Origin of the sequence: Methanoculleus sp. MH98A (assembly GCF_000691865.1) — an archaeon.
In the GTDB taxonomy this organism is placed as follows: domain Archaea; phylum Halobacteriota; class Methanomicrobia; order Methanomicrobiales; family Methanoculleaceae; genus Methanoculleus.
In genome coordinates, this window is the sequence record NZ_JMIO01000028.1 from 1 (window position 1) to 22,267 (window position 22,267).

Annotated in this window: 26 protein-coding genes; 18 read left to right on the forward strand and 8 right to left on the reverse strand. The window is 63.3% G+C overall.

What is annotated here, in order from left to right:
- Both EI28_RS14375 and EI28_RS04930 read left to right on the forward strand, forming a co-directional pair.
- The coding region (locus tag EI28_RS14375) for a type II toxin-antitoxin system VapC family toxin (protein WP_048113161.1) at positions 1 to 204 on the forward strand (204 nt) is incomplete at its 5' end.
- 133 nt (positions 205 to 337) lie between these two features.
- Positions 338 to 2,776: an oligosaccharyl transferase, archaeosortase A system-associated gene (locus EI28_RS04930; protein WP_048113163.1), complete on the forward strand. Its 2,439-nt coding sequence runs from the start codon at positions 338 to 340 to the stop codon at positions 2,774 to 2,776.
- On the opposite strand, the gene EI28_RS04935 is transcribed toward EI28_RS04930, so the two are convergent.
- Entirely contained in the window at positions 2,739 to 3,341 is a 603-nt protein-coding gene (locus EI28_RS04935) for a CDP-alcohol phosphatidyltransferase family protein (RefSeq protein WP_048113165.1), read from the reverse strand. The two genes, EI28_RS04930 and EI28_RS04935, sit on opposite strands and share 38 nt — an antisense overlap.
- A 140-nt stretch (positions 3,342 to 3,481) precedes the next feature.
- On the opposite strand from EI28_RS04935, the gene EI28_RS04940 reads away from it, so the two are divergent.
- From EI28_RS04940 to EI28_RS04950, 3 genes are all read left to right on the forward strand, one after another.
- Positions 3,482 to 4,858 (forward strand): ATP-binding protein, encoded by a 1,377-nt coding sequence (locus EI28_RS04940; protein WP_197018463.1) that lies wholly within the window; start codon positions 3,482 to 3,484, stop codon positions 4,856 to 4,858.
- Positions 4,859 to 5,094: 236 nt separating this feature from the next.
- Positions 5,095 to 5,280: an antitoxin VapB family protein gene (locus EI28_RS04945; protein ID WP_048113169.1), complete on the forward strand. Its 186-nt coding sequence runs from the start codon at positions 5,095 to 5,097 to the stop codon at positions 5,278 to 5,280.
- A complete protein-coding gene (locus tag EI28_RS04950) occupies positions 5,277 to 5,570 on the forward strand; it encodes a hypothetical protein (RefSeq protein WP_048113171.1) in 294 nt (97 codons plus the stop codon). The genes EI28_RS04945 and EI28_RS04950 overlap by 4 nt, the downstream gene beginning before the upstream one ends.
- A gap of 342 nt (positions 5,571 to 5,912) precedes the next feature.
- Here EI28_RS04950 and arsM read toward each other — a convergent pair whose 3' ends face one another.
- Together arsM and hgcC are read right to left on the reverse strand one after the other, a co-directional pair.
- Entirely contained in the window at positions 5,913 to 6,635 is a 723-nt protein-coding gene (arsM, locus tag EI28_RS04960) for an arsenite methyltransferase (protein ID WP_048113175.1), read from the reverse strand.
- 15 nt (positions 6,636 to 6,650) lie between these two features.
- A complete protein-coding gene (gene hgcC, locus EI28_RS04965) occupies positions 6,651 to 6,932 on the reverse strand; it encodes an HgcAB-associated protein HgcC (protein ID WP_048113177.1) in 282 nt (93 codons plus the stop codon).
- 239 nt (positions 6,933 to 7,171) lie between these two features.
- On the opposite strand from hgcC, the gene EI28_RS04970 reads away from it, so the two are divergent.
- Together EI28_RS04970 and EI28_RS04975 are read left to right on the forward strand one after the other, a co-directional pair.
- Positions 7,172 to 7,579, forward strand: a complete 408-nt coding sequence (locus tag EI28_RS04970; RefSeq protein WP_048113179.1) for a HEPN domain-containing protein — start codon at positions 7,172 to 7,174, stop codon at positions 7,577 to 7,579.
- A complete protein-coding gene (locus EI28_RS04975) occupies positions 7,579 to 7,866 on the forward strand; it encodes a nucleotidyltransferase domain-containing protein (protein ID WP_048113181.1) in 288 nt (95 codons plus the stop codon). The genes EI28_RS04970 and EI28_RS04975 overlap by 1 nt, the downstream gene beginning before the upstream one ends.
- Positions 7,867 to 7,873: 7 nt before the next feature.
- On the opposite strand, the gene EI28_RS04980 is transcribed toward EI28_RS04975, so the two are convergent.
- The 3 genes from EI28_RS04980 to EI28_RS04990 form a co-directional block, all read right to left on the reverse strand.
- Positions 7,874 to 9,049 (reverse strand): FAD-dependent oxidoreductase, encoded by a 1,176-nt coding sequence (locus EI28_RS04980; RefSeq protein ID WP_048113183.1) that lies wholly within the window; start codon positions 9,047 to 9,049, stop codon positions 7,874 to 7,876.
- A 111-nt stretch (positions 9,050 to 9,160) separates the two neighbouring features.
- Positions 9,161 to 9,661, reverse strand: coding sequence for a rubrerythrin family protein (locus EI28_RS04985; RefSeq protein ID WP_048113184.1), 501 nt, complete (start codon positions 9,659 to 9,661; stop codon positions 9,161 to 9,163).
- 13 nt (positions 9,662 to 9,674) lie between these two features.
- On the reverse strand, positions 9,675 to 9,884 hold the full coding sequence (locus EI28_RS04990) for a hypothetical protein (RefSeq protein WP_048113186.1): 210 nt from the start codon (positions 9,882 to 9,884) through the stop codon (positions 9,675 to 9,677).
- A gap of 181 nt (positions 9,885 to 10,065) precedes the next feature.
- On the opposite strand from EI28_RS04990, the gene EI28_RS04995 reads away from it, so the two are divergent.
- Positions 10,066 to 10,983 carry a cation diffusion facilitator family transporter gene (locus tag EI28_RS04995; RefSeq protein WP_048113188.1) on the forward strand — a complete coding sequence of 306 codons (918 nt, stop codon included), beginning with the start codon at positions 10,066 to 10,068 and terminating at the stop codon, positions 10,981 to 10,983.
- A gap of 81 nt (positions 10,984 to 11,064) precedes the next feature.
- Here the strand turns inward: EI28_RS04995 and EI28_RS05000 are convergent, their stop codons facing one another.
- Positions 11,065 to 11,673 (reverse strand): flavodoxin family protein, encoded by a 609-nt coding sequence (locus EI28_RS05000; protein ID WP_048113190.1) that lies wholly within the window; start codon positions 11,671 to 11,673, stop codon positions 11,065 to 11,067.
- A gap of 135 nt (positions 11,674 to 11,808) precedes the next feature.
- Between EI28_RS05000 and EI28_RS05005 the strand changes: the two genes are divergently transcribed.
- The 9 genes from EI28_RS05005 (at position 11,809) to EI28_RS05045 (ending at position 21,233) form a co-directional block, all read left to right on the forward strand.
- A complete protein-coding gene (locus EI28_RS05005) occupies positions 11,809 to 12,051 on the forward strand; it encodes a hypothetical protein (RefSeq protein WP_048113191.1) in 243 nt (80 codons plus the stop codon).
- A 10-nt stretch (positions 12,052 to 12,061) separates the two neighbouring features.
- Positions 12,062 to 12,187 carry a desulfoferrodoxin FeS4 iron-binding domain-containing protein gene (locus EI28_RS05010; protein ID WP_011843020.1) on the forward strand — a complete coding sequence of 42 codons (126 nt, stop codon included), beginning with the start codon at positions 12,062 to 12,064 and terminating at the stop codon, positions 12,185 to 12,187.
- Between the two features lie 5 nt (positions 12,188 to 12,192).
- Complete coding sequence (locus EI28_RS05015; protein ID WP_082223088.1) at positions 12,193 to 12,612, forward strand: carboxymuconolactone decarboxylase family protein; 420 nt, start codon at positions 12,193 to 12,195, stop codon at positions 12,610 to 12,612.
- Positions 12,546 to 13,190, forward strand: a complete 645-nt coding sequence (locus EI28_RS05020) for a peroxiredoxin (RefSeq protein WP_048113193.1) — start codon at positions 12,546 to 12,548, stop codon at positions 13,188 to 13,190. The genes EI28_RS05015 and EI28_RS05020 overlap by 67 nt, the downstream gene beginning before the upstream one ends.
- Before the next feature lie 193 nt (positions 13,191 to 13,383).
- Positions 13,384 to 14,214, forward strand: a complete 831-nt coding sequence (locus tag EI28_RS05025; RefSeq protein ID WP_048113195.1) for a universal stress protein — start codon at positions 13,384 to 13,386, stop codon at positions 14,212 to 14,214.
- The gene (locus tag EI28_RS05030) at positions 14,204 to 15,697 is read left to right on the forward strand and encodes a BCCT family transporter (RefSeq protein ID WP_048113197.1); all 1,494 of its coding nucleotides are present in this window, start codon (positions 14,204 to 14,206) and stop codon (positions 15,695 to 15,697) included. Before EI28_RS05025 ends, EI28_RS05030 begins: the two co-directional genes overlap by 11 nt.
- A 48-nt stretch (positions 15,698 to 15,745) precedes the next feature.
- Positions 15,746 to 16,357, forward strand: a complete 612-nt coding sequence (locus EI28_RS05035) for a flavodoxin family protein (protein ID WP_048113199.1) — start codon at positions 15,746 to 15,748, stop codon at positions 16,355 to 16,357.
- Positions 16,354 to 16,974, forward strand: coding sequence for a flavodoxin family protein (locus EI28_RS05040; protein ID WP_048113201.1), 621 nt, complete (start codon positions 16,354 to 16,356; stop codon positions 16,972 to 16,974). The genes EI28_RS05035 and EI28_RS05040 overlap by 4 nt, the downstream gene beginning before the upstream one ends.
- 203 nt (positions 16,975 to 17,177) lie before the next feature.
- Entirely contained in the window at positions 17,178 to 21,233 is a 4,056-nt protein-coding gene (locus EI28_RS05045; RefSeq protein WP_231476595.1) for a PAS domain S-box protein, read from the forward strand.
- Between the two features lie 17 nt (positions 21,234 to 21,250).
- Here EI28_RS05045 and EI28_RS05050 read toward each other — a convergent pair whose 3' ends face one another.
- On the reverse strand, positions 21,251 to 21,874 hold the full coding sequence (locus tag EI28_RS05050) for a site-2 protease family protein (protein ID WP_048113203.1): 624 nt from the start codon (positions 21,872 to 21,874) through the stop codon (positions 21,251 to 21,253).
- A 97-nt stretch (positions 21,875 to 21,971) separates the two neighbouring features.
- Here EI28_RS05050 and EI28_RS05055 point away from each other — a divergent pair, with 97 nt between their 5' ends.
- Positions 21,972 to 22,256, forward strand: coding sequence for a chorismate mutase (locus EI28_RS05055; protein WP_048113205.1), 285 nt, complete (start codon positions 21,972 to 21,974; stop codon positions 22,254 to 22,256).
- Positions 22,257 to 22,267: the final 11 nt, after the last annotated feature.

Here is a 22,267-nt window from a genome sequence, read left to right on the forward strand (position 1 = left end):
CGGGTGGAGATTGTCTTTGTCGATCCCGACCTCTGGTCGAAAGGGTGGAATATCTACGAGACACGATTGGATAAGGCGTGGAGTCTTACCGACTGCATCTCCTTTGCGGTCATGAAGGAACGGGGCCTCTCCGATGCCCTGACAGGTGACCGGCATTTTGTCCAAGCCGGATACCACGCCCTGCTCGCTGAAGACCGGGAATGATCGGGATTGTGCCGTCCCGACACAGGGATAGACTACATCGCCGAGAACAATAGCCGGGAGTTCAAGGAGCGCGAATCCCACCTCCAGCCGTACCCCTTAATTACCGGCCGCCCCAAAGATCAACCTACGACCTATGGCTCCCGCTGCACTCAAAGATCATAAAACAGCCCTCACCGCCGCCGCCCTGCTCATCTTCATGATCGTGGCGGTGCTCCTCCGCGCAATCCCCCACGCAACCCTCGTCGACGGCTCGTTCACCAGCCTCATCGGCGCCGACGCCTGGTACAATCTCCGCCAGGTCGAGGTGATCGCGGCGAACTACCCCGGCTACGCCTGGTTCGACCCCATGACTGCCTACCCGGGGGGTAAAGAAGTCGCGTGGGGACCGCTCTTCCCGTTCGTCACCGCCACCCTCTGCATCATCGCCGGGGCGGCCGCCCGGCCCGAGATCGTGTACGTCGCCGCATGGGTCCCCCCGCTCCTCGCGGCCGCCGTCGTCCCGGTCGTCTACCTCACCGGAAAGACCCTCGCCGACAGGACGACCGGGCTCGTCGCCGCCGGGCTCATCGCGGTCGTCTCGGCCTCGTTCTTCGCCCGTTCGATCTTCGGGTTCGTCGACCACCACGTTGCGGAGACGCTCTTCTCCACCCTCTTCTGCCTCGCCTACATCGCCGCGCTCGCGTACGCCGCCCGGCACCCGGTAACGCTACGGGACACAAAGACCCTCCTCCCCGTCGCGCTCCTCGCCCTCGGCGCCGGGTTCGCCTACCTCCTCGGCCTCCTCGTCATGCCGACGATCATCCTCTTCGCGCTCATCGCCGGGGTCTTCACGGTCATCCAGGCCGTAAGGAACCACCTCGACGGCACCGGGCCGGAAGGACTCCTCCTCGTCAACGCCGTCACGTTCGCCGTACCGGCGGCCTTCCTGCCCATATCCGGGTTCATGGTCGACTCCATGTCGCTCTCACTCTACTCCGTCGCCCACGTCTACGCCTACCTCCTCCTGATCGCCGCGACCGCCCTCCTCGCCGGCATCTCGCTGGCGCTCAAAGGAAAGCAAAACGAGTACCTCGCCGCCCTTGCCGCGCTCGGAGTTGCCGGCATCGCCTTCCTCACGCTCACCGATATCGGGAAGGTGATGATGAGCGGTCTTACGGCGTTCTTCGGCCAGAACATGTCGGCCACCGCCATCCGGGAGATGGGGGCCTGGGATCTCTCCCTCGCGTGGCAGAGCTTCAACGTCGGCCTCCTCCTCATCCCCGCCGGGCTCGTCCTCCTCGCCCTCAGGCTCCGGCGCGAGAACCGCCCCGAACTCCTCTTTACAATCGTCTGGTCGGTCGTCATCCTCATCGCGACCATCCAGCACCTGCGGTTCGAGTACTATCTCGCCGTGAACCTCGCCCTCCTTGCGGCGGTCGTCGTCGCGTGGGCGCTCGACTACGGGCTCGAGAAGACCATTGCGTTCTTCCGTGAGCCAGAGAGCAAAAAGAAGAAGAAAACGCTTCCCGCCGCCGAGGTCGCCGCCGTCGGGATCGCCGTCCTCCTCACCGTGGCTCTTGTCGGCGCATCGGCCTCGGAAAACATCGGCTACGCGCAGAACGGCGTCCCCCGCACCATGCTCGCCGAGGACTGGCGTAGCGCCCTCGAGTGGATGGGCGAAAACACCCCCGGCCCCGGCGTCGATTACTACGCCATCTACGAGAAGGATGGCTTCGCCTATCCCGAGAACTCCTACAGCGTCATGTCCTGGTGGGACTACGGCCACTGGATCACCTTCATCGCCCAGCGGGTCCCGGTCACCAACCCCTTCCAGGACAACGTCCGCAGCGCCAGCGGGTTCTTCCTCGCGACGAACGAAGAGAAGGCCGACGCGGCCGGCTCCCGCTACATCGTCACCGACGGCAGGATGGCCGCCGACGGCTTCCCGTCCATCGCCTATTGGCACGAAACGACCGCACCGGTCGATCCGTACGCAATGGGGCTTTTAGTGGCGGTCCCGGGAAGAGGGGACACCTACAGCATCGAATCGTTCTACAAGGCGGCCTACTACGAGACAATGGTGGTACGGCTCCAGGCCTTTGACGGGACGCGCGTAGAGCCCGAAGAAGTCCTCTACGTCGAGTATGACACCAGATCCGTCCCGGAGACCGGGTATCCGCTCCTCACCGGGAGCAAAGAGATGAGCCCGGCCGAGGCGCAGGCGGCGGCCGACGCCTACACGGGAACGGGGAAGGCCGCGGTCTTCGGGATTGATACCGCGAGCCCGGCCGGGACCGTCCCGGCGCTCACGCACTACCGGCTCGTCTACGAGTCCTCGCCGGACCCCGCGACGAGCGTCAAGATCTTCGAGCGCGTCGAGGGCGCCGTGATCCCGGGCGAGGGCGTCATCGAGGTCACGGTCGCCACCAACACCGGCCGGGAGTTCGTCTACCGGCAGACAAGCGAGAACGGGACGTTCGTCGTCCCCTACTCCACAACCGGCAACCCCTACGACGTGAAGACGGTCGGAGGCTACCGGATCGGGAACGAAGAGATCACGGTGACCGAGGAGGCCGTGAGAGGGGGCGCGTAGCCCCCCGGACGGAGAGGAGCCTATGCACCGCGGTGGCGTTCGTCGCGACAGCGAGGAGGACGAGCGCCGGGAGGACGAGACCCGTCACCAGCCCGACGATGACGACCGCGATCCGCTCCGGCCGGGCGAAAAGCCCGGCCCGGCACTCGACCCCGAGCCCCTCGGCCCGGGCCCGGGCGTAGCTGACCATCAGCGAGCCGATAGCGGCGAAGAACGCGGCCTCGACGCCCCAGGGCGTCCCCGCCCCCGCGTAATAGACGACGAGCCCCCCGTAGACCGCAGCCTCGGCGTAGCGGTCCAGGAACGAGTCGAAGAACGCGCCATAGAGTGAAGCGGCCCCGGTCGCGCGGGCGAGTGCCCCGTCGAGGGCGTCGAAGACGCAGGATGCGGCGACGACGAGCCCGGCAAAGAAGAACGATCCGGCGGCGCAGAGGACCCCCGCGGCCGCCATCCCGAGAAACCCGAGCGCCGTGAGGGTGTTCGGGGTCGCCCCCGTCCGGGCGATGAGGGCCGCGACTCGCGTGAGCGCACCGTTCACCCGTCCCCGGAGGTGCTCCTCGATCACCGGCCCGTCACCCCGGAGTGATGACTCGTGACCGCCGTCGGCCCTACCATGGCAGGGGATCGTCGCTCCCGGGAGATAAGGGTGTCTCTCCCGGCGGCACCATAATGATTATATCTATAATTATTATATCTATAATCATTATGAGGTTCTACGGCAGGGAGCGGGAACTCCAGTTGATGGAGCACCTCTACGCCCGAACCCCCTCCTTTCTCGTCGTCACCGGCAGGCGAAGGGTCGGCAAGACCGAGCTCATCAAGGAGTTCTGCAAAGGAAAACCGGCCCTCTATTTCTACGTGGACGCAAACAAGAGCATCGAAGCCCTCATGGAGGAGTTCGGAAGGCTGACGGCAGAGGCGCTCAACCTCCCGGGCTACATCAGGACCGACACCCCGGAGACGTTCCTTGAATTCCTCTTCTCCTACGATCGGCCCCTGGTCGTCGTTTTCGACGAATTCCAGCGGTTCCTGAAGGTCCACCCCTCGTTCATCTCCCAGATGCAGCGGTTCTGGGACCTCACAGGGCGGGACTCGCACCTCTTCGTCATCGTCTCCGGCTCGTCGGTCGGAATGATCCGGGAGATCTTCCTTGAAGGAAACGCCCCGCTCTTCCGGCGTGCCGACAACATCCTGACGCTTCGCCCGTTCGGCCCCCGGGAATGCCTCGCCATCCTCGAAGACCTGGGGGTGCGGGACCCGGCAGAGCGGCTCGACCTTTACCTCCTCTTCGGCGGGACGATATACTACTACACGTTCCTTGAAAAGTACGGGTGTACCGACCTTGAAAGCGCTCTCGACCGGCTTGTCCTCGATGAACTCGCTCCACTCCGCCGGGAGATGAGCGATGTCGTGGTCGAAGAGTTCGGGCGGGAGCATGCGACCTACTACGAGATCCTCGCTGCCATCGCCGGGGGGAAGAGATCCCAGAAGGAGATCGCCGACGTTGTCCGCCTTCCTTCGACCTCGCTCCCCCCGTACCTGCGTGACCTTGTCGACCTCCTCGGGGTCATCGAGTATCGGGTTCCGGTCACCGAAAAGGGAAAGCGCTCGAAGATGGGCAGATACGTCTTTGCTGACAACTTCTTCCGGTTTTACGCCCGCTACATCTACCGGAACATGAGCCTCTACGAGAGCGGCCGCTTCGACCTCCTGAAAGACCGGATCCTCCGGGAATGGAAAGGGTTCTCGGGCCGGGCCTTCGAGGAGATGCTGCGAAGCCTCCTCGCCCGGGACCTCGCGGAGAGGTACGAAGAGATCGGCCCCTGGTGGAACCGACGGGGAGATGAGATCGACCTCCTCGCCCTCGGCCCGGAAGGAAGCCTCGCCGTCGAGATCAAGAACCGCGACCTCTCCCTCCCGGAGGCACGCGGCATCCTTGCTGCCCTTGAGGAGAAGTTACCGCTCGTAAAGGGCCTCGCCCGCCCGGTGACAAACGGCATCGCCGCCCGCACCATCGAGGGCAAGGAAGTGCTCAGGGCCGGGGGGTTCTACGTCATGGACCTCGACGACCTGGGGATCTGAGGAGTCTGGTGTGCAGAGGGCGCCATTCCCGGGATCCCGGAAAGGGACTTTCATCTTCGTGAATACCTCACCGGACTTGCTTGCGATCTGTTGAGGCGAGATGCTCTGCTCCACCGAACCTCGCGCACACCAAACGGGAGAGGCGTTCTGGATAGCGCCCGGGAGACGAACCTGCCGGAGAATACCCGATACACCGGCAATGTTTTTCTGTCAGTAGTACATATATCACGAATGCCATGAATGCCACAAAGCGCATTGTTGTCAGGGAAGAGGTCTGGGCTGCCCTCTCCAGTATGCGCAAGCCGGGGATGACCTTCTCCGAACTGATAGAGGAGATGATCGAGCACGAAAAGAAGCGGCGGCTTATAGAGGATATCAAGCGGATCCAGGAGACGGAAGAACTCGTGGAGATCCCATTGTGACGTTTGCCGTTCTGTTCAGGCGGTCGGCAGCGGATTTCCTGAATACTCTGCCGGAGAAGTCGCAGCGCATCGTCACGGCAAAGCTTGCCATTCTGCAGACGGATCCGTATCCCGGCACCGGGGGAGATAAAGAACGCCTGAATACAGATGGCATGGAAGTATTTCGCCTCCATATAGGACGGACATTTACCGCGCTCTATATCATCCATACCGATACCGACAGGAACTGGGTCGAGATCACCCACCTGATGACCATCGAGCAGGCGCATAAACGCTACGGCCGAACCTGACCTTTGACAGCATGGGACTGATCATATTCACGGGTCAGGCTCGAGTGAATGAGCCCGGGATGCACGGAATGATGAGTGGCCCGGGAACAGTAGAGTGCCAGTGCCTTTACTCCCTGCAGGGCACGGATATACTCGGCGAGGAACTACTCAATGTCGCCGACATACTCCCGGAGCAGGTCGTAGATCCTGTCGTTGTCACACCTAACGGTGCTCGAACTCCGACCCAAAGGGCCTCGTTCTTCGAAGCCTGACGGCTTCTCAAACCCCGTTCCTACGGAACGTCGTTCTTCGCGGCTTCGCGTGAGGCAACCTTGCACGTGAAATTTTAGGTGCAAAGCTCTACTAGCACGCCCCGCCGCAACCGCAGCCCGCCGGTTTCCTGGCGCCGACCCTGACGCTGACGATGCTCTTTTCAATCGACGCCCTCTCGTCCTTGGCGAGGAGCCCGGCAAGCTCCGGCTCGCTCACGATGAGATCGAGCGGGAAGACCGTCTCCCCCTGGACCGCGATCTCCGTAAAGCCGGCACCGGCGATGCTGCCGAGGTATTCCTCTTTTATCAGCGCTCCCGCGACGCAGCTGCTGTAGAGGAGCGCCGACTCCGCGAGCGGGGCCGGGAGGGGTGCCATCAGCACGATGTCGGAGACCATGAGCCTCCCGCCGGGGCGGAGGACCCGGAACGCCTCGCGGAAGACCTGCGGTTTATCGGTAGAGAGGTTGATGACGCAGTTTGAGAGGATCACGTCGACCGAACTGTCCGCCACCGGCAGGTGCTCGATCTCGCCGAGGCGGAACTCCACGTTCGCCCGTCCGCTCTTCTTTGCGTTCTCCCGCGCCTTATCAAGCATCTCAGCCGTCATGTCGATGCCGATGACGCGGCCCGTCGGGCCGACCCGCTCCGCCGCAAGAAAGGAGTCGAACCCCGCCCCCGACCCCTGATCGAGGACGACTTCGCCTTCCCGGAGGGAGGCGAGAGCCACCGGGTTGCCGCACCCGCATCCGCCCTGCCGGGTGGCCACCTGCCCGTATGCATTCCGTACCCGCTTGTGAATATCTTCTCTCTTCATCGCGATAACTCCTGGTTACTTCTGTTCTCCTCTGCCCGCGAGTTCCTCCGTCATGGGGGAGAGCAGCGCCGTCACCATGCCGTTGAAACAGCTCGCCTTGATCAGCGTGATGCAACAGACGTCTCCTTCCTTCTCCCAGAAGACGACCGCAAGCCGGTCGCCGGGAGCGATCCCCGCACGTTCGCGTATATCTTTCGGCAGCACCACCTGCCCCCGTGCGTCGACGCTCACGACCGCCTCGATCGTGCAGGCACCGGAACAGGAGGGGTTCCGCCCGTCTCTCGGGGTACCTTCCATATGGATCAGGGGTTGTCGGCTGGAGCATATCAATGTTCCGAATATTCAGAATATTCTGAAAGATCGGTGGTTTCGGGGGGTGCGCCGTACTTCAGGAAAATTTTAGCGGCCCGCCGGCCACGAGGGGCCGGGCGGATACGGATCGACAACCTCACCTCCGCCGTCCGTTCATCAAGACAGATCCGCGGCGCACTTATATCCCGGGAGCGCCAACTGTTGGTAACCATCGGGCAGATACCATGGATGCGAACATACGGGAAGCGGAGCGGTGGCTGCGGCAGGGAGAGCGGGACCTCGTCAGTGCAAAGAACAGCTGCCGGTCGGGAGATTTCGAGTGGGCCTGCTTCCAGGCACAGCAGAGCGCAGAGAAATCCCTGAAAGCCCTGCTGTATGCCAGGGGGTTCCGGAAGATCCTGACGCATTCGGTCTACGAACTGATCAGGGAGATCGGCGAGTACGAGGCCTCGTTCCTGACGCTGAAGAGCAAGGCCAAGGCACTTGATGCCGCTTACATCACGACCCGATATCCGGACAGCATCGTGGGGAACCTGACACCGTCTGAATACTACGACCGGGAGGATGCCGAAGAATGCATCGAGCATGCGGATTCGATCTGCAGTGCCGCGAGACGAGCGCTCGCCGGGTGATGGAGCAGGTCCGGGACCTCGCCCGCGAGATCCGGTCGCGCCGGCGCGTGAGTGCCGTCATCCTCTACGGCTCGTTTGCCCGCGGGGACTTCCACGAGGGGAGCGACGTCGACCTGATCGTCGTCGGAGACTTCCCCGAACGGCACCATAAGCGGGCTGCAGCCATCCTCGATCTCACGGATCTCCCGGTCGAACCGCTCTGTTACACCGACGAGGAGTTCGCCGGCCTGACCCGGGACGCCAACCCGTTCATCCTCCGGGCGCTGGCCGAGGGGATCCGGCTATAGGCCGGTCTCACGCGGCGACAACCCGCTCTTTCGCCTCCTCGCTCAGGAGGAAGTCGTGCGCCTCGATCGCCGCCTTCGCCCCCTCGCCGGCGGCGACGATGATCTGCTTGGCCCGAACACAGGTCGCATCCCCGGCCGCAAAGATTCCGGGAACGCTCGTGTGGCAGTTCTCGTCGATGAGGACCTCGCCCTGCTCGTTCAGCGCCACCAGGTCTCCGAGGAACCCCGTATTCGGCACGAGCCCGATCGCGAGGAAGAGACCGGAGACATCGAGGGCCGTCTCCTCCCCCGTGTTCCGGTCCCGGATCGTGATCCCGGTCAGGGAATCTTCGCCGTGGAGGGCCGTCACCACGTGGCGGAGGTAGATCCGCACGCCGAGGTCCTTTGCCCGGGCGATGTAGACCTCGTCGCACCGGAAATCGCTGCGGACGATCATCGCCACGGAACTCGCGATCTTCGTCATCTCGATCGCGGTCTGGATGGCCGCGTTCCCGCCGCCGACAACGGCTACGGGCCTGTCACGGAAGAGCGGGGCGTCGCAGGTCGCGCAGATCGAGACGCCCCTCCCCATCAGCCGGTCCTCGCCCGGGAGCCCCAGGGTCCGGGGCTCTTTCCCGGGAGCAAGGATGACCGCCCGGCAACGGAACGTGTGCTCCGAGGAGGTCCGGACAACGAAGGCGTCATCCTCTCTGTGGATGCCCGCGACGCTATCGAGCTCGAGGTGGACGTGGAACCCCCGGATCTGCTCCTCGAACTTATGGATAAGGTCCTCCCCCCTGATCATCGTGAACCCCATGTAGTTCTCGATCGTCCAGCTCCAGGCCGCCTGGCCGCCGACATTCTCGGTTATTATAGCGGTCTTCATCAGTTTCCGGGCACAATAAACCCCGGCCGTCAGCCCTGCCGGGCCGGCGCCCACGATGACCACATCGTAGGCCCCTCCCGCTTCCGGCGTCCCGAAGATCTCACGGAGTCGCTTCGCGTCGAACCCGACGACCATCTTGTCGCCGGATACCGTGACCGGCACCCCCCGCTGCCCCGAGATCCGGATCATCTCCCGCGCCGCCTCGCGGTCTTTCCCGACGTCTACGATCTCGTATTCGACACCCTGCTTCCTGAGGAACGCCTGGACCATCCGGCAGTAGGGGCAGTTCTCCGTCGTGTAGACCTTCACGCCTGCCATGGAATGGGATATCTCGGGCCCCTATTTAACTTGTGGGGGAGAAGGAGGGACAACATCCCGGGGCGAGGTGGTTCGCGGGTACGGGCGGCACCGGGCCGAAAAGAAGATAGGTTATTGGATCTCGCGGAACATCCGTGCCGGAACACCGCATATCGGGCACTTGTCCGGCGCCTCGCCGATCTCGACGTTGCCGCAGACCGGGCAGAGGAAAACCTTCTCCGCGTCGAGGTCTTTTCCTTCCCGGACAGCCTCGAGCGCCTGGAGATAGAGGTTCGCGTGCACCTCTTCCGCCTTCATCGCATGGGTGAAGACGATAGAGGCCTCGTTTTTGCGCTCCTCCTTCGCTTCGGCGATGAAGGCGGGGTACATCTCCATGGACTCGTAGTTCTCGCCCTCCATCGCGCCCTTCAGGTTCTCCTCGGTGCTTCCGACGGCGTTCAGGATGAAGAGGAGGCGTTTTGCGTGGACGGCTTCCGCCTCGCTTGCCGCACGGAAGAGCTTCGCCACGGCGGGATAGCCCTCGGCGGCTGCCTTCTCAGCAAAGACCGAGTATTTTCTGTTCGCCTGGGACTCCCCGGCGTACGCATTCTGAGCGTTTTCATCTGTCGGCATAGATGGATCATTTTCAGGATGCTCTTATAAAATCTTTCACCTTTATCTTCGGAAACCCTATCCCGCCTGAGAACCTACCCCCGGTGGATGATGGTTGCGACGGCTCGTAGAGCCGGAGCTCGAGAAGACCGAAGGTCTTCGAATGCGACGGTTCGTAGAGCCGGAGCTCGAGAAGACCGAAGGTCTTCGAATGCGACAGTTCGTAGAACCGGAGCAGGAGCACCGCAGGTGCGACTTGCGATGTTCCAACGAACGACGGTCCGTAGGATGCGACGGCTCGTAGAGCCGGAGCTCGAGAAACCCAACGGGTTTCGGACGGGAGTTCGAGAAGACCGAAGGTCTTCGAGGAACGGAGCTCGAGAAGACCGGAGGTCTTCGAATGCGACGGGCGAAGGAGGTGAAGCATGAGTGCCGAAGGTGCGAACGGAACGCGAGATGACAGGAGGTCCCCGGGCGTAACCAGCCAGAAGGTGCGACGGATCTTTATCGTCGTCCTCGCCCTGAATATCTCCGTCGCCCTCGCCAAAGCGGTCTTCGGTCTCCTCGCCGGGTCGGTGAGCATGGTAGCGGACGCCGTCCACTCGGGGTTCGACTCCTTCTCGAACGTCGTCGGGATCGTCGCCCTTTACTTCGCCGCAAAACCTCCCGACCCGGAGCACCCCTACGGCCACGGCAAGATCGAGACGCTCGGCACCCTGGTCATCGGGGCGATGCTCCTCCTGACCGCCGCCGGGATCCTCTACGAAGGCTACCGGCGACTCGTCGAAGCCGCCGCCCCCGAGATCACCGCGGTCACCGTCGGCGTCATGGTCGGGACACTCGTCGTCAACCTCGCCGTCTCCACCTACGAACGACGGAAAGGCGAGGAGTACCGGAGCCAGATCCTGGTCGCCGACTCCCGGCACACGAAAAGCGACGTCTTCGTCTCCCTGGCTGTCCTCGCCGGTTTCCTCGCCGTCAGGCTCGGGTTCCCGGAGGCCGACCCGGTCATCGCGTTCGCCATCGGTCTCCTCATAGCGAGGATGGGGATCAGGGTCCTTTACGACGCCGCCCGGGTTCTCACCGACACGATGGACCTCCCCTGCGACATGGAACTCATCCGGGCGGTGGTGACGGACGTCCCGGGGGTGACCGGGTACCACGACTTCCGGTGCCGGGGAAAACCGGACGAGATCCTTGCCGACATCCACATCACCGTCGACCCCGTCCTCCCGGTCTCCCGGGCCCACGAGATCTCCAAGGTGGTCGAGCGCCGGCTCAAAGAGACGGTACCGGGGCTCGCCGAGGTCGTCGTCCATATCGAGCCCGACGACTCTCACTGACATATCGAGGCAGCGCTCAGGGCGCGAGCGGGATCGCCGCATCGGGCGTGAGACCCCAATCCCCCTCATGCACCGGAACTCTCAAACAACGGCGGCCTGCTGTTCCAGGAGCCGTCCGAGTTCGTAGCCCTTCCGGTAGGCCGCCTCCATCACCTCCGGCCGCGTCCGGATGTCCCGGATCGTGTCCATGTCGTTTCGGAGCACCTCGTCCCAGTAGGGGCAGTCGATGATCTCGCCGAACGCCCGGGCGGTCATCTTCACGCCGAGAAAGACGTCCGGGATATTCATTCCCGCGATCGATATGAAGAGCATCTTACGCTTTTTTCTCCGCTCGGGAGAGATGAACGACTTGCCCCGGCGGTACTTGGCCATGTAGAAGACCTGGAACCTGTCCATGAACGACTTGAGCCTCCCGGGGATGCCCATCGTCATCACCGGTGTGGCGATGATCAGGCCGTCCATCTCCCGGAACTTCCTGTAGTACTCTTCCATCCCGTCCTGGATCAGGCAGGTATCGCTTTCCATGCACTGGAAGAACTCCATACAGGGCAGAATGTCCATGTGCGCGACCTCGACCTTCTCGACCTCGCACCCGGCCTCCTCTGCACCCCTGATAGCCTCGTCGAGGAGACGGGCGGTGTTCCCATCGAGAATGGGGCTTCCGAGCAGCGCGACAACCTTCTTTTGCATGGTGCTGGGTAATACCTGACCCTATTAATAAGATGCGCGCGCTCCGGATAACCGGGTACCTCTGCCAGACCGGTTCCCACGGTAAGGATAACTGCTAAATACCTTGAAAGGATATTACCGCTCTGGTGACAATCTATGGCCGAACCAGAGACCAGAAAAACAGCAAAAGCCGGTGAGAAGCCGGGCCCGGGCCGGTTCATCTGCATCGACTGCGGGCGGGAAGTCCGGATCGACAGCAGCGACGAGGATCTCGTCAAATGCCCGACCTGCGCCTGCGAGATGTACAACTGCCTCCCGATGACGCACATCAGGCCGGACATCAAGACGCCCGAAGACGTCCTGAATCCTCCCGAGAGAAAGAAACCGGAGAACCGTTGAGGTGAGAAGAATGGTGAACGTATCGGCAAAAGGGCAGGTCTACCACTGCGAGATCTGCGGAAACGTTGTCCAGGTGCTGGAAGCCGGCGGCGGCGAACTGGTCTGCTGCGGCGAGGCGATGGTGCTCGAGGAGTGATCGGGATGGAAGAGAAACGCCTGGAAGAGAAGATCGGGAAAATTCCCGTGATCTTCAAGGAACTGAAACAGACCGACCCCGACCTCTACGCCAGCGTCATGGGGCTCGACCAGATGATCTGGGCCGACGGCGCCCTCTCGAAGCAGACGAAGAAGGTCATCGCGATCGCGATTGCGGCCGCGCTCCGGGACGGGCACGCCGTCCGGGCGCAGATGGCCGGTGCCGGGAGCATCGGCGTATCGAAGGAGGAGATCGAGGAAGGGCTCCGGGTCGCGTTCCTGCTCGCGGGGATGCCGGCCTACGTCCACGGCAAGACCGCCCTCGAGGAGTACCTGGCAACCGCCCGAGGAAGTGAATCATGGAACCCGAAGAACTGCTTCAGATGCCGGTTATCGGCGAGAAAGCGCCGGAATTCGACGTGCTGACAACCCACGGACGCCTGAAACTCTCGGATCTCAAGGGGAAGTGGGTCATCCTCTTCTCCCACCCGGCCGACTTCACGCCGGTCTGCACCACGGAGTTCATGGCCTTCGCCGCGATCGCCGACGAACTCAAGGAACTGGACGTCCAGCTCGTGGGCCTCTCCATCGACAGCGTCCACTCGCACCTTGCGTGGGTCAGGAACATCAAGGAGAAGATGGGCGTCGAGATCCCGTTCCCCATCATCGCCGACCTCGACATGAAGGTCGCCAAACGCTACGGGATGCTCCACCCCGGCCAGAGCACCACCTCCACGATCAGGACGGTCTTCTTCATCGACGACAAGGGTGTCATGCGGGCCATGCTCTACTACCCGATGTCCAACGGCCGCTCCATGCCCGAGATCCTCCGGCTCACGAAGGCCCTCCAGACATCCGACAAGCACGGCGTCGCGACACCGGCGAACTGGGAGCCGGGCGAAAAGGTGATCGTCCCGGCGCCAAAGACCCCCGAAGAGATCGAGAAGCGGATGCAGGAAGGCTACGAGTGCAAAGACTGGTACCTCTGCTTCAAGGAACTCTGAAAACCCCCTTTTTTCCTGACCGGCCAACAATCACAGCAGATCCGCCGGTGCGGCGAGACACAAGAGAGCCGGGAGCCGCCGCCGTCGGAGAGGCCCGGGATCGACTTCGGTGCATTAATGATGCCGAAACCCCGATATTACCGGTATTCAGGATTTGCCGGGCGGCACCCGGCGTTCTTGAGGTGTCCAGGGGATGTTTGAGAAGACGCTGATTCCGGTCGCCTACGGAGAGAGGCCCGAAGAGGTGAGGAAGGCCGGAACTATCCTCAAAACCCTCGGGGCGAACTCGGTCTGCCTCTACCACGTGAACGAACCCGGTTCGTTCTTCCGGGGAGCCGATCTCTCGTGGCTCACGCTTCTATCGGAGGCGCTCGAAGAGACGGGGCTCGTCGTGGAGGTAAAGACCGGGGAAGGCCACATCGCCTCGGCAATCGCGGAGACGGCGCTCCTCGAGGGTGTCGACGGCATCTACATGAAGGCGAAGCGGCGGTGGCACATCGAGACGATGCTTCTCGGGAGCGTCTCGCGGGATCTCCTCCGGCTTGCCGACGTTCCCGTATTCGTCCACAAAGTCCGGCCCCGCCTGCCCGACGACGGGGCGGACCCCGCCCAGAGTGACCTCAACGTCCTCTACGCGACCGACCTCGACGAGGCGTCCGCCCGCACGCTCCCCTACGTGATGGAGTTCGCGGGAGCCTGGTGCCACGTCCTCCACGTCAGGGGGAGGATGGCCGATCCGCTGGCGGAGCGGGTTCGGCGGGAGGCCGTCGAGAGAGAGCTCGGCACGGTGGCGGAAGAACTCCGCCCGTACTTCGGGCGTGTCACCGTCGAGCAGCAGATCGGAGACCCCGCCGCGCAGGTGCTGTATGTCTCCGACCAGATTGAGGCCGACGTCGTCGTCCTCGGGAGGAAGAGCGCGGCGTTTCTCTCCGCCCCGATGGGGTACACGGCGGAGCGGATCGTGACCGGGTCGAGGGCTTCGATATTCCTCGTGCCGCAACCGGGGAGACGCAATGCTTCGTGAGTACCTCAGGAGGGAGGGGGTCTTCCTCCTCTCCGCCGGGATCATCCTCTTCTTCATCGGGTTCGGGGTCGCGAGGCCCGACCTCCTTGATTCGGCCTCGTCCGCGGTCCACGCCGCAATCCTCGACAACTTCAGCTGGCTCTATCTCATATCGGTCTTCTTCTTCCTCGCTTTCGCGCTCGGACTCGCGCTCTCGCGCTACGGGACGATCAAACTCGGCTATGACGCAGAACGGCCGCAATACGGATTCTTCGGCTGGATCGCGATGCTCTTTGCCGCCGGGATGGGGATCGGGCTCCTCTTCTGGGGAGTCTCCGAACCGCTCGTCCACTTCCTCCAGCCGCCCCCCTTCATCGACGCCGCATCCCCCGACGCCGCCTCGTTCGCCATGCGCTACGCGTTCTTCCACTGGGGGATTCACCCGTGGGCGATCTACACCATCGTCAGCCTTTCTATTGCGTATTTCTCGTTCCGGCGCGGGATGCCCGCCCTGATCAGCTCCTGCTTCTACCCGGTTCTCGGCGAGCGGATCTACGGCGCCGCCGGGAAGACGGTGGACGTGCTCGCGGTCTTTGCGACGGTCTTCGGGACCGCGACGTCGCTCGGGTTCGGCGCCCTCCAGATCCACAGCGGGCTCACCCATCTCTACGGGCTCTCGTCCGCGATCTCCGTCACCATCGGGATCATCCTCATCGCGACGGCGCTCTTCATGGCATCCGCGATCATCGGGGTGGAGAAAGGCGTCCAGGTCCTCTCGAAATTCAACATCGTCCTGGCGACGGTGCTTCTCTTCCTCGTCCTCGCCCTCGGATCGCCGCCTTACGTCCTCAACGTCTTCGCCTCCACCCTCGGCGGCTACATCAACAACATCATCGACCTGAGCCTCCAGTCCTACCCGTTCGCGGGGTTCGAGTGGAGCAGGGACTGGACGGTCTTTTACTGGGCATGGTGGATCTCGTGGTCGCCGTTCGTGGGGCTCTTCATCGCCCGGATATCACGGGGCCGGACGATCCGGGAGTTCGTCCTGACCGTCCTCACGGTTCCTACCCTCTTCACCTTCGTCTGGTTCACGATCTTCGGGGGATCGGCGCTGCACCTCGAACTCGAAGAGGGAGCGGGCATCGCCGCCGTCGCGGGAGAGGACGTCTCGCTCGCCCTCTTCGCGTTCCTCGAGCACTACCCGTTCGCAGGAATCCTCTCGCTCGCCGCGATACTTCTCCTGATCGTCTTCTTCATCACCTCGGCGGACTCCGCGACGGTCGTCCTCGGCTCGCTCACATCGGGCGGGGGCCTGGTCGTCCCGAACTACAAGAAGGTCGTCTGGGGACTCTCCCTCTCCGCCGTCGCGATCGTCCTCCTCCTCACCGGGGGGCTTGACGCTCTCCAGGTGATGGCGATCACCGCGGCGTTCCCGTTCATGCTCGTGATGATCGGCCTCTGCTACACGCTCGCGATCGGGCTGTCGCAGGAGAAGGTGCAGTGAAACAAATCCCGGCACGTTTTTTGCCTCCGCCGGGACAACACATCATATATGACCATAGACGTCCTCGCGTTTGCGGCTTCGCCCCGCCGTCACGGCAACTCCGAGACCCTCCTCGACTGGGTGCTCGCGGCGATGGAGGCCGAAGGGGCCGCGGTCGAGAAGATCGTCGTCGCCGAGGCCGACATCCGGCCCTGCCGCGGGTGCAACATCTGCGAGACGCTCAACCGGTGCGTCCAGCACGACTACATGGACTACGTCCACGACCGGATCATCGCGGCCGACTGCATCATCCTCGCGTCCCCCATCTACTGCATGGGGCTTGCCGCGCAGGCGAAGGCGCTGGTCGACCGGGCGCAGGTCTTCCGCTCCCGGAAGTACGTCCTCCACCTCCCGGTCGTCCCGCCGGAGCGGAAAGGAAAACGGATGGGCATCTTCCTCTCGACCGCCGGGCAGAACTGGGATTACGTCTTCGACGCGGCAATCCCGTCGGTGAAATGCTTCTTTCACGTCGTCGACATACCGAGCAGAGATCTCCGGTACCTGATGGTGAACGGGGTCGACGAGAAGGGCGCGATCGCCCGTCACCCCACGGCGAAGGACGACGCGGAGAGTCTGGCACGGGAGGTTGTTGCGCACCTGCGGGAGGTCGGGGCGGCATGACCGTAAACGTCCTCGGCATCTCCGGCAGCCCACGGCGGCACGGGAACACCGAGACGCTGCTCGACGCCGTGCTCGAGGGTGCCCGCGAGGCGGGGGCGGATGTCGAGAAGATCGTTCTGCGGCCGCTCGAGTACGCCTCGTGCCAGGGGTGCAACGCCTGCCATAAAACGGGGGTCTGCGTCCTCAAAGACGAACTCACGGAGGTCTTTGAGAAGATCGGCGATGCCGACGTCATTGTCCTTGCTTCCCCCATCTATTCGATGGGGATCACGGCGGAGGCGAAGGGGCTGATCGACCGCGCCCAGTACCTCTGGGCGCGCAAGTTCATCAAAAAGAACCTCTACTACACGGCCGAGCATATCCGCCGCCACAAGGGGATATTCGTCTCGACCGCGGGGCTCGGGTGGGAAAACGTCTTCGACGCGGCGTTCCCGGCAATCACCGCCTTCTTCAACACCACCGGGTTCGAGTACTGGGACAACGTCATCGCAAACGATCTCGACCGCTACGGCGGGATCGCGGGGCACCCTACAGCGCTCACGGAGGCGCGGGAGAAAGGGCGTGACGTGGTCGCCCGCCTTTCCGGCCTGCAGGATCCGGAAGATGCGAAAACCTGACTCCTGTTTTCCTCGTGCGGCGGCCGGGCAAAGAATGTTTCCATTGCACCGGCCCCGGGCACGATACCCCGCTCCGCCACGGCCGCACGGATTAATATTTTTTCCCCCTATCCAGCAACCGGAACAGATTAATACGTTTTGACAATCTTCATATTCAATATCAGCCCGCAAGATGCATCTTGGGGCAGCAGGAGAAACCGAGCGTGGCCCCCGTCGACCCTCCGGAGCGTCTGCACGGCGCGCAGCCGGACTACCGGGTACTCGAAGGTATGGAAGACGCGGTCCTGGTGCTCGATGAGGATGCCCGCATAATCTGGGTGAATACGGCCTCCCGCCGGATGCTCGGCGTGCATGAGACCGAACCCGGGCAGGCGGGGGCGGTGAGCGATCTTGCCGATAAAATTCTTGCGGCACCCGGAAACGGGACGCTGGAGTTCGAGTGCCGGTTCAGGGGCCCGGACGGTGGAGAACGGGGATACCGCTGCTCGGGGTGGAGAACGCCGTCCGGGAAGAACTGGGTGCTCCGGCTCCGGGAAGCCCCTGACACCGGGGATTACGAGGCAATCGTCGAGTACACCGGGACGGCGACGATCCTCATCGAAGGCGACGGCACTATCTCAGTGGCGAACACCGAGTTCGAGCGGCTCTCCGGGTATCCGCGGCAGGATGTCACCGGAGTAAAGCGTTTGGCCGATTTCATCGCCCCGGGGGAAGAATGCCGGCAGATCATGGAGTATCACAACCTCCGCCGGAAGGATCCTGCAGCCGCGCCGAAGAACTACTCCTTCACGTTCATCGACCGTTCCGGCACCCTTCACGCCGTCGAGGCCACCATCGGCCTGATCCCGGGGACGGCCCGCTCGGTGATGTCGCTCCTCGACGTGACCGAGCGGAACCGCGCGGAGCGAGCGCTGCAGGAGAGCGAAAAACGGCTGAACCTGGCGCTCTCGGCGGCAGAGGACGGACTGGTCGACTGGGACGTCGGCGCCGGCACGATCTACTACAGCCCGCGGACCTTCACGATGCTCGGCTATGAACCCGGGGCGTTCGCGCCCACGCTCCCCGCCATCCTCGCGCTCGTCCACCCGGAGGACCGCGATCGCGTCGAGGCGACCCTCACCGGGATGGCCGCAGGAGTTCGCGACCGCTGCGAGATGGAGTTCCGGATGAAGTCCGCATCGGGAGAGTGGGTCTACGTGCTCGACCGGCTCCGGGTGGTCGAGCGCGATGCCCGCGGGACGCCGCTCCGGATCGCGGGGACGCATACCGATATCACGGAACGGAAACGGGCGGAGCGAGAACTCCTGATCGGGAAGATCTCGCTTGAGTCGTCGTTTGCCGCGATCGCCATCGCGGACCTCGACGGCTACATCACGCACGTCAACCCATCACTGCTCGCACTGGGCGGGCTGACCGACCCGGGGGAGGTTATCGGCCGGCATCTCACGGAATTCTGGGTGGAACCGGCCAAGGTCGAGCGGGTGCTTGCGACGTTCGCGGAACGGGGGAGGGCTACCGGAGAACTGACCGGCAAGAAGGCCGACGGAACGGAGTTTGTTGCCCACGTGACCGCGACGCTCCTCAAGGATGATTCCGGAACCCCGATCTGCATCATGGCCACCGCCGTCGATATCAGCGAGGAGACACGCATGGCCCGGGCGCTCCGGGAGAGCAAGGAGCGTTACCGGATGCTTACGGAGTTTGCACCGGACGTCATCTTCCTCGTAGGCATGGACGGGGATATCCTATTCGTGAACGGTGCCGGCGGCCGCCTGGTCGGCGCAGACCCGGAGAGCCTGCAGGGAAAGAACATCAGGGAACTGTTTCCGCCCAATATCGTTCAAGGGTGGCTTCCGGTGCTCCGGGCCGTAGCGGAGTCTCCAGGGAAGATCTTCACCGCAGAGGGGCAGATCCCCGGTGATGGCGGGGAGGTGTGGCTTGAGACGCGCCTCATCCCGATGCCGGGAAGCGACGGCACCGTCCGGAACCTGCTCGGGATCAGCCGCGATGTCACCGAACGGAAACGGGCGGAAGAGCAACTCCGGTTCCAGTCCCAGGTGCTCTCGCAGGTGGAGGACGCCGTGATAGCGGCCGACACGGATGGACGGATCACCTACATGAACCCGGCAGCAGAGCGCCTTTACGGTCTCCCTCTCGGTGAGGCGCTCGGCCGGCACGCCTCGGAACTCTTCACCGTCGAGTGGCTCCGTCCGGAAGACGAAGAGGCGGCGAAAAACGCTCTCGGATCGTCAGGAACCTGGCGCGGCGTCGTCAGCCACTACAAGAGGAGCGGCGAGGTCATATCCGTCGACGAGACGCTCAGCACCTTACACGACGATTCCGGACGGGTTACCGGAACGCTCTACTTCCTCCGCGACGTGACCCGGCAGCGGCAGGCCGAACTCGAACTCTGGATCAAGGATATGGCGATAGCCTCGGCGCTCGAAGGCATCTCGCTTTCCGACCACGACGGGAAGATCATCTACGCCAACCGCGCCTCTCTCGCCATACACGGGTGGGAGGAGGAGGAGATCGTCGGGCAGAACGTCTCGGTGCTCTGGGGGGACCCGGGGGAGATGGGCCAGATCCGGGAGGAACTCGTCCGGAACGGCGCCTGGTCGGGCGAGGTGAAATCACGACGAAAAGACGGAACGGCCTTCCCCATGCAGCTCTCCCTCACCGTCGTCACCGATGAAGCGGGCAGGCGGATCTGCACCATGGGTTCGGGGATCGACATCACCGAACGCAAGCTGGCCGAGCAGGAACTCCGGATCAGGGATATGGCGATAGCGTCGTCGCCGAGCGCGTTCACCGTCGCCGACCTCGACGGCCGCCTGACCTACGTCAACCAGGCGTTTCTCACCATGTGGGGCTACGGCTCCCCCGCCGAGGCGATCGGGAAGCAGGTCACGGAACTCTGGCAGAACGAGGAGGAGGCCCGGAACACGTTTGAGAAAGTTGCCCGCACCGGCAGGTATACCGGCGAGCGGATCGGCAGAAGGCGGGACGGCACGGTGTTTTACGCCATGTTCTCCGGGATTCTGGTCCGGGACAGCGATGGGGTTCCCCTCTGTATCACGGCTTCGTTCACCGACATCACCAGCCAGAAAGAGGCCGAAGCCGAGATCCAGGCCCATAATCGCGAGCTCTCGGTCTTAAACCGGATCATCGGCGTATCGGCGTCCGCAACGGACATCGAGGAGGCGCTGGAGAAAGTGCTCGCGGCAGTCCTCGCCCTCCTCGATCTCCCGGGCGGCGGCATCTACCTGATCGAGCCGGGGGGGCAGAGCGCCCGGCTCGTCTGCGTGCAGGGCCTCCCGGAGAGCTTTCCTGCGCAGCCATGCATCCCGGATATCACCCTCGCGCCCTACGCAACGGTGCTGGTTGCAGGAGAGACCCTCTTTCCCGACGAGTGCACCGAGGAAAGCGGCGAGACGCCGCACACCTACGCCAGCATCCCGATTATAGCGCACGGCAGGATAATCGGGGCCCTGAATGTGGCCTCCCGGGATGACAGGCGGTTCAGCGACGCCGACCGGTCTCTTCTTACAGCCATCGGGAGGGAGATCGGTAATTCCGTCGAGCGCACCATACTGATCCAGCAGCTGGAGATGGCCGAACGGGAGGCGAACCTCTACCTGGACATCCTCAGCCACGACATCAGGAACGCCGAGAACGTCTCGGGCCTCTACACCGACCTCCTCGTCGATATGCTCGAGGGGGAGGGAAAAGGCTACGCACAGAAACTCCAGAGCAGTATCCGCAAAAGCATCGAGATCCTGCGGAACGTCTCGACCATCCGCCGGATCCACAAGGAATCGACCGTGCTCGTTCCGGTAGACCTTGATCGGGTGATCCGGGACGAGATCGCGATCTTCTCCGGGAGCCGGATCCGTTACGGCGCCACGAATCTTGCGGTCATGGCCGACGCGCTCCTCCCCGAAGTCTTCACGAACCTCATCGGCAACAGCATCAAGTTCGGGGGGGCGGAGGTCGAGATCACCGTCCGGGTGGAGGAGAACGACGGCGAGGTCGTGGTCTCTGTCGAGGATACCGGGCCGGGGATACCTGATGCGATGAAAGATGCCATATTCATGCGGTTCGGGCAGAGCAGACAGCGCAAAAGCGGCCAGGGCCTCGGGCTCTACATCACCCGGATGCTTGTTACGCGTTACGGCGGCCGGATCCGGATCGACGACCGGGTACCGGGCCGTCCGGAGTGCGGCGCGGCGTTCCGGTTCTCGCTGAAACGGGCCTGAAAAAAGGGGCAGGTCCCTCAGAAGAGAGAGAGTGAGCTTGGCCAGACGAGAGGCAGTGTAAGTGACCAGAAGAGGAGCCCGGCGGAGGCGGCCATGAGCACGGCGAAGACGGCCGGGTTCCAGGCGAGGACCTTGCGCCCGTCGAGCACGCTGATCGGGAGCATGTTGAAGGTCGCGATCATCGCGTTGATCCGGAGCCCGACGAGACCCACGAGTGCGAGGAGCCCGCCGCCACCGAAGAGCATCAGCGCCGCAAACGGTATGCAGAGGAGGAGGTTCGTGATCGGGCCCGCCGCCGATATCCGTCCGTTCTCCGTCCGTGTCGCGTTCCCGTAGACGTAGGTCGCTCCTGGCGCCGCAAAGACGACCCCGACGAGCGCCGCCATCACCACGGCGACGAGGAGCATCTGGTTGTCCTTCTGGAACTCAGCCCAGTAACCGTAGCGCATCGCGGCGAACTTATGCGCCAGCTCGTGCAGGACGAAGGCGACGCCCACCGTGACGAGCGACATCGCGAAGTAGAAGACGAGAACGTCAAGGGAGACCATGCCCCTGATGAAGATCAGGGTGAAGGCGACCGAGATGGCAAGCCACGCGATCAGGAGATCCCGGCGTTCGCGCAGCGGTATTCGTTCGAGCATATTCGGTACCAGGTTTGTCCCGGCACGATAATATCCTTCGCCTCACCGGGGGCGCGACCCGTCAGGTTTATTCCCCGGTCGCGGTCAATCATGTAGTATGACTCTAGATGCCGTCAGGAACGAGATCCGCGAGATCGACGAGAGAATCATCGATCTGGTTGCGGAACGGCAGAAACTCGCAACGCAGGTCGCGAGGATCAAGCAGGAGACGGGTCTTTCCATCCATGATCCGGCGCAACGGAAGACAGTCCTCGACCGGGTTTTCACCTACGCCGTCGAGAGCCGGATCGACCCGGTCGCCGTGCGGAGGATCTTTGAGATCCTGGTCGAGATGAACGAGGAGCGGCAGCGGGAGTGCAGCGGGGACGGCAACCTGCCGTGAGAGGAAAAAAA

Coding starts and splice junctions, on each gene's coding strand:
- EI28_RS05020 (WP_048113193.1), top strand. CDS start 12,546: ATGGAACCCGAAGAACTGCTTCAGATGCCGGTTATCGGCGAGAAAGCG.
- hgcC (WP_048113177.1), bottom strand. CDS start 6,932: ATGGAAGGTACCCCGAGAGACGGGCGGAACCCCTCCTGTTCCGGTGCC.
- EI28_RS04985 (WP_048113184.1), bottom strand. CDS start 9,661: ATGCCGACAGATGAAAACGCTCAGAATGCGTACGCCGGGGAGTCCCAG.
- EI28_RS05005 (WP_048113191.1), top strand. CDS start 11,809: ATGGCCGAACCAGAGACCAGAAAAACAGCAAAAGCCGGTGAGAAGCCG.
- EI28_RS05030 (WP_048113197.1), top strand. CDS start 14,204: ATGCTTCGTGAGTACCTCAGGAGGGAGGGGGTCTTCCTCCTCTCCGCC.
- EI28_RS04995 (WP_048113188.1), top strand. CDS start 10,066: ATGAGTGCCGAAGGTGCGAACGGAACGCGAGATGACAGGAGGTCCCCG.
- EI28_RS05015 (WP_082223088.1), top strand. CDS start 12,193: ATGGAAGAGAAACGCCTGGAAGAGAAGATCGGGAAAATTCCCGTGATC.
- EI28_RS05055 (WP_048113205.1), top strand. CDS start 21,972: ATGACTCTAGATGCCGTCAGGAACGAGATCCGCGAGATCGACGAGAGA.
- EI28_RS05000 (WP_048113190.1), bottom strand. CDS start 11,673: ATGCAAAAGAAGGTTGTCGCGCTGCTCGGAAGCCCCATTCTCGATGGG.
- EI28_RS04975 (WP_048113181.1), top strand. CDS start 7,579: ATGGAGCAGGTCCGGGACCTCGCCCGCGAGATCCGGTCGCGCCGGCGC.
- EI28_RS04930 (WP_048113163.1), top strand. CDS start 338: ATGGCTCCCGCTGCACTCAAAGATCATAAAACAGCCCTCACCGCCGCC.
- EI28_RS05050 (WP_048113203.1), bottom strand. CDS start 21,874: ATGCTCGAACGAATACCGCTGCGCGAACGCCGGGATCTCCTGATCGCG.
- EI28_RS04940 (WP_197018463.1), top strand. CDS start 3,482: ATGAGGTTCTACGGCAGGGAGCGGGAACTCCAGTTGATGGAGCACCTC.
- EI28_RS04945 (WP_048113169.1), top strand. CDS start 5,095: ATGAATGCCACAAAGCGCATTGTTGTCAGGGAAGAGGTCTGGGCTGCC.
- EI28_RS04980 (WP_048113183.1), bottom strand. CDS start 9,049: ATGGCAGGCGTGAAGGTCTACACGACGGAGAACTGCCCCTACTGCCGG.
- EI28_RS05025 (WP_048113195.1), top strand. CDS start 13,384: ATGTTTGAGAAGACGCTGATTCCGGTCGCCTACGGAGAGAGGCCCGAA.
- EI28_RS05035 (WP_048113199.1), top strand. CDS start 15,746: ATGACCATAGACGTCCTCGCGTTTGCGGCTTCGCCCCGCCGTCACGGC.
- EI28_RS05010 (WP_011843020.1), top strand. CDS start 12,062: ATGGTGAACGTATCGGCAAAAGGGCAGGTCTACCACTGCGAGATCTGC.
- arsM (WP_048113175.1), bottom strand. CDS start 6,635: ATGAAGAGAGAAGATATTCACAAGCGGGTACGGAATGCATACGGGCAG.
- EI28_RS04970 (WP_048113179.1), top strand. CDS start 7,172: ATGGATGCGAACATACGGGAAGCGGAGCGGTGGCTGCGGCAGGGAGAG.
- EI28_RS05040 (WP_048113201.1), top strand. CDS start 16,354: ATGACCGTAAACGTCCTCGGCATCTCCGGCAGCCCACGGCGGCACGGG.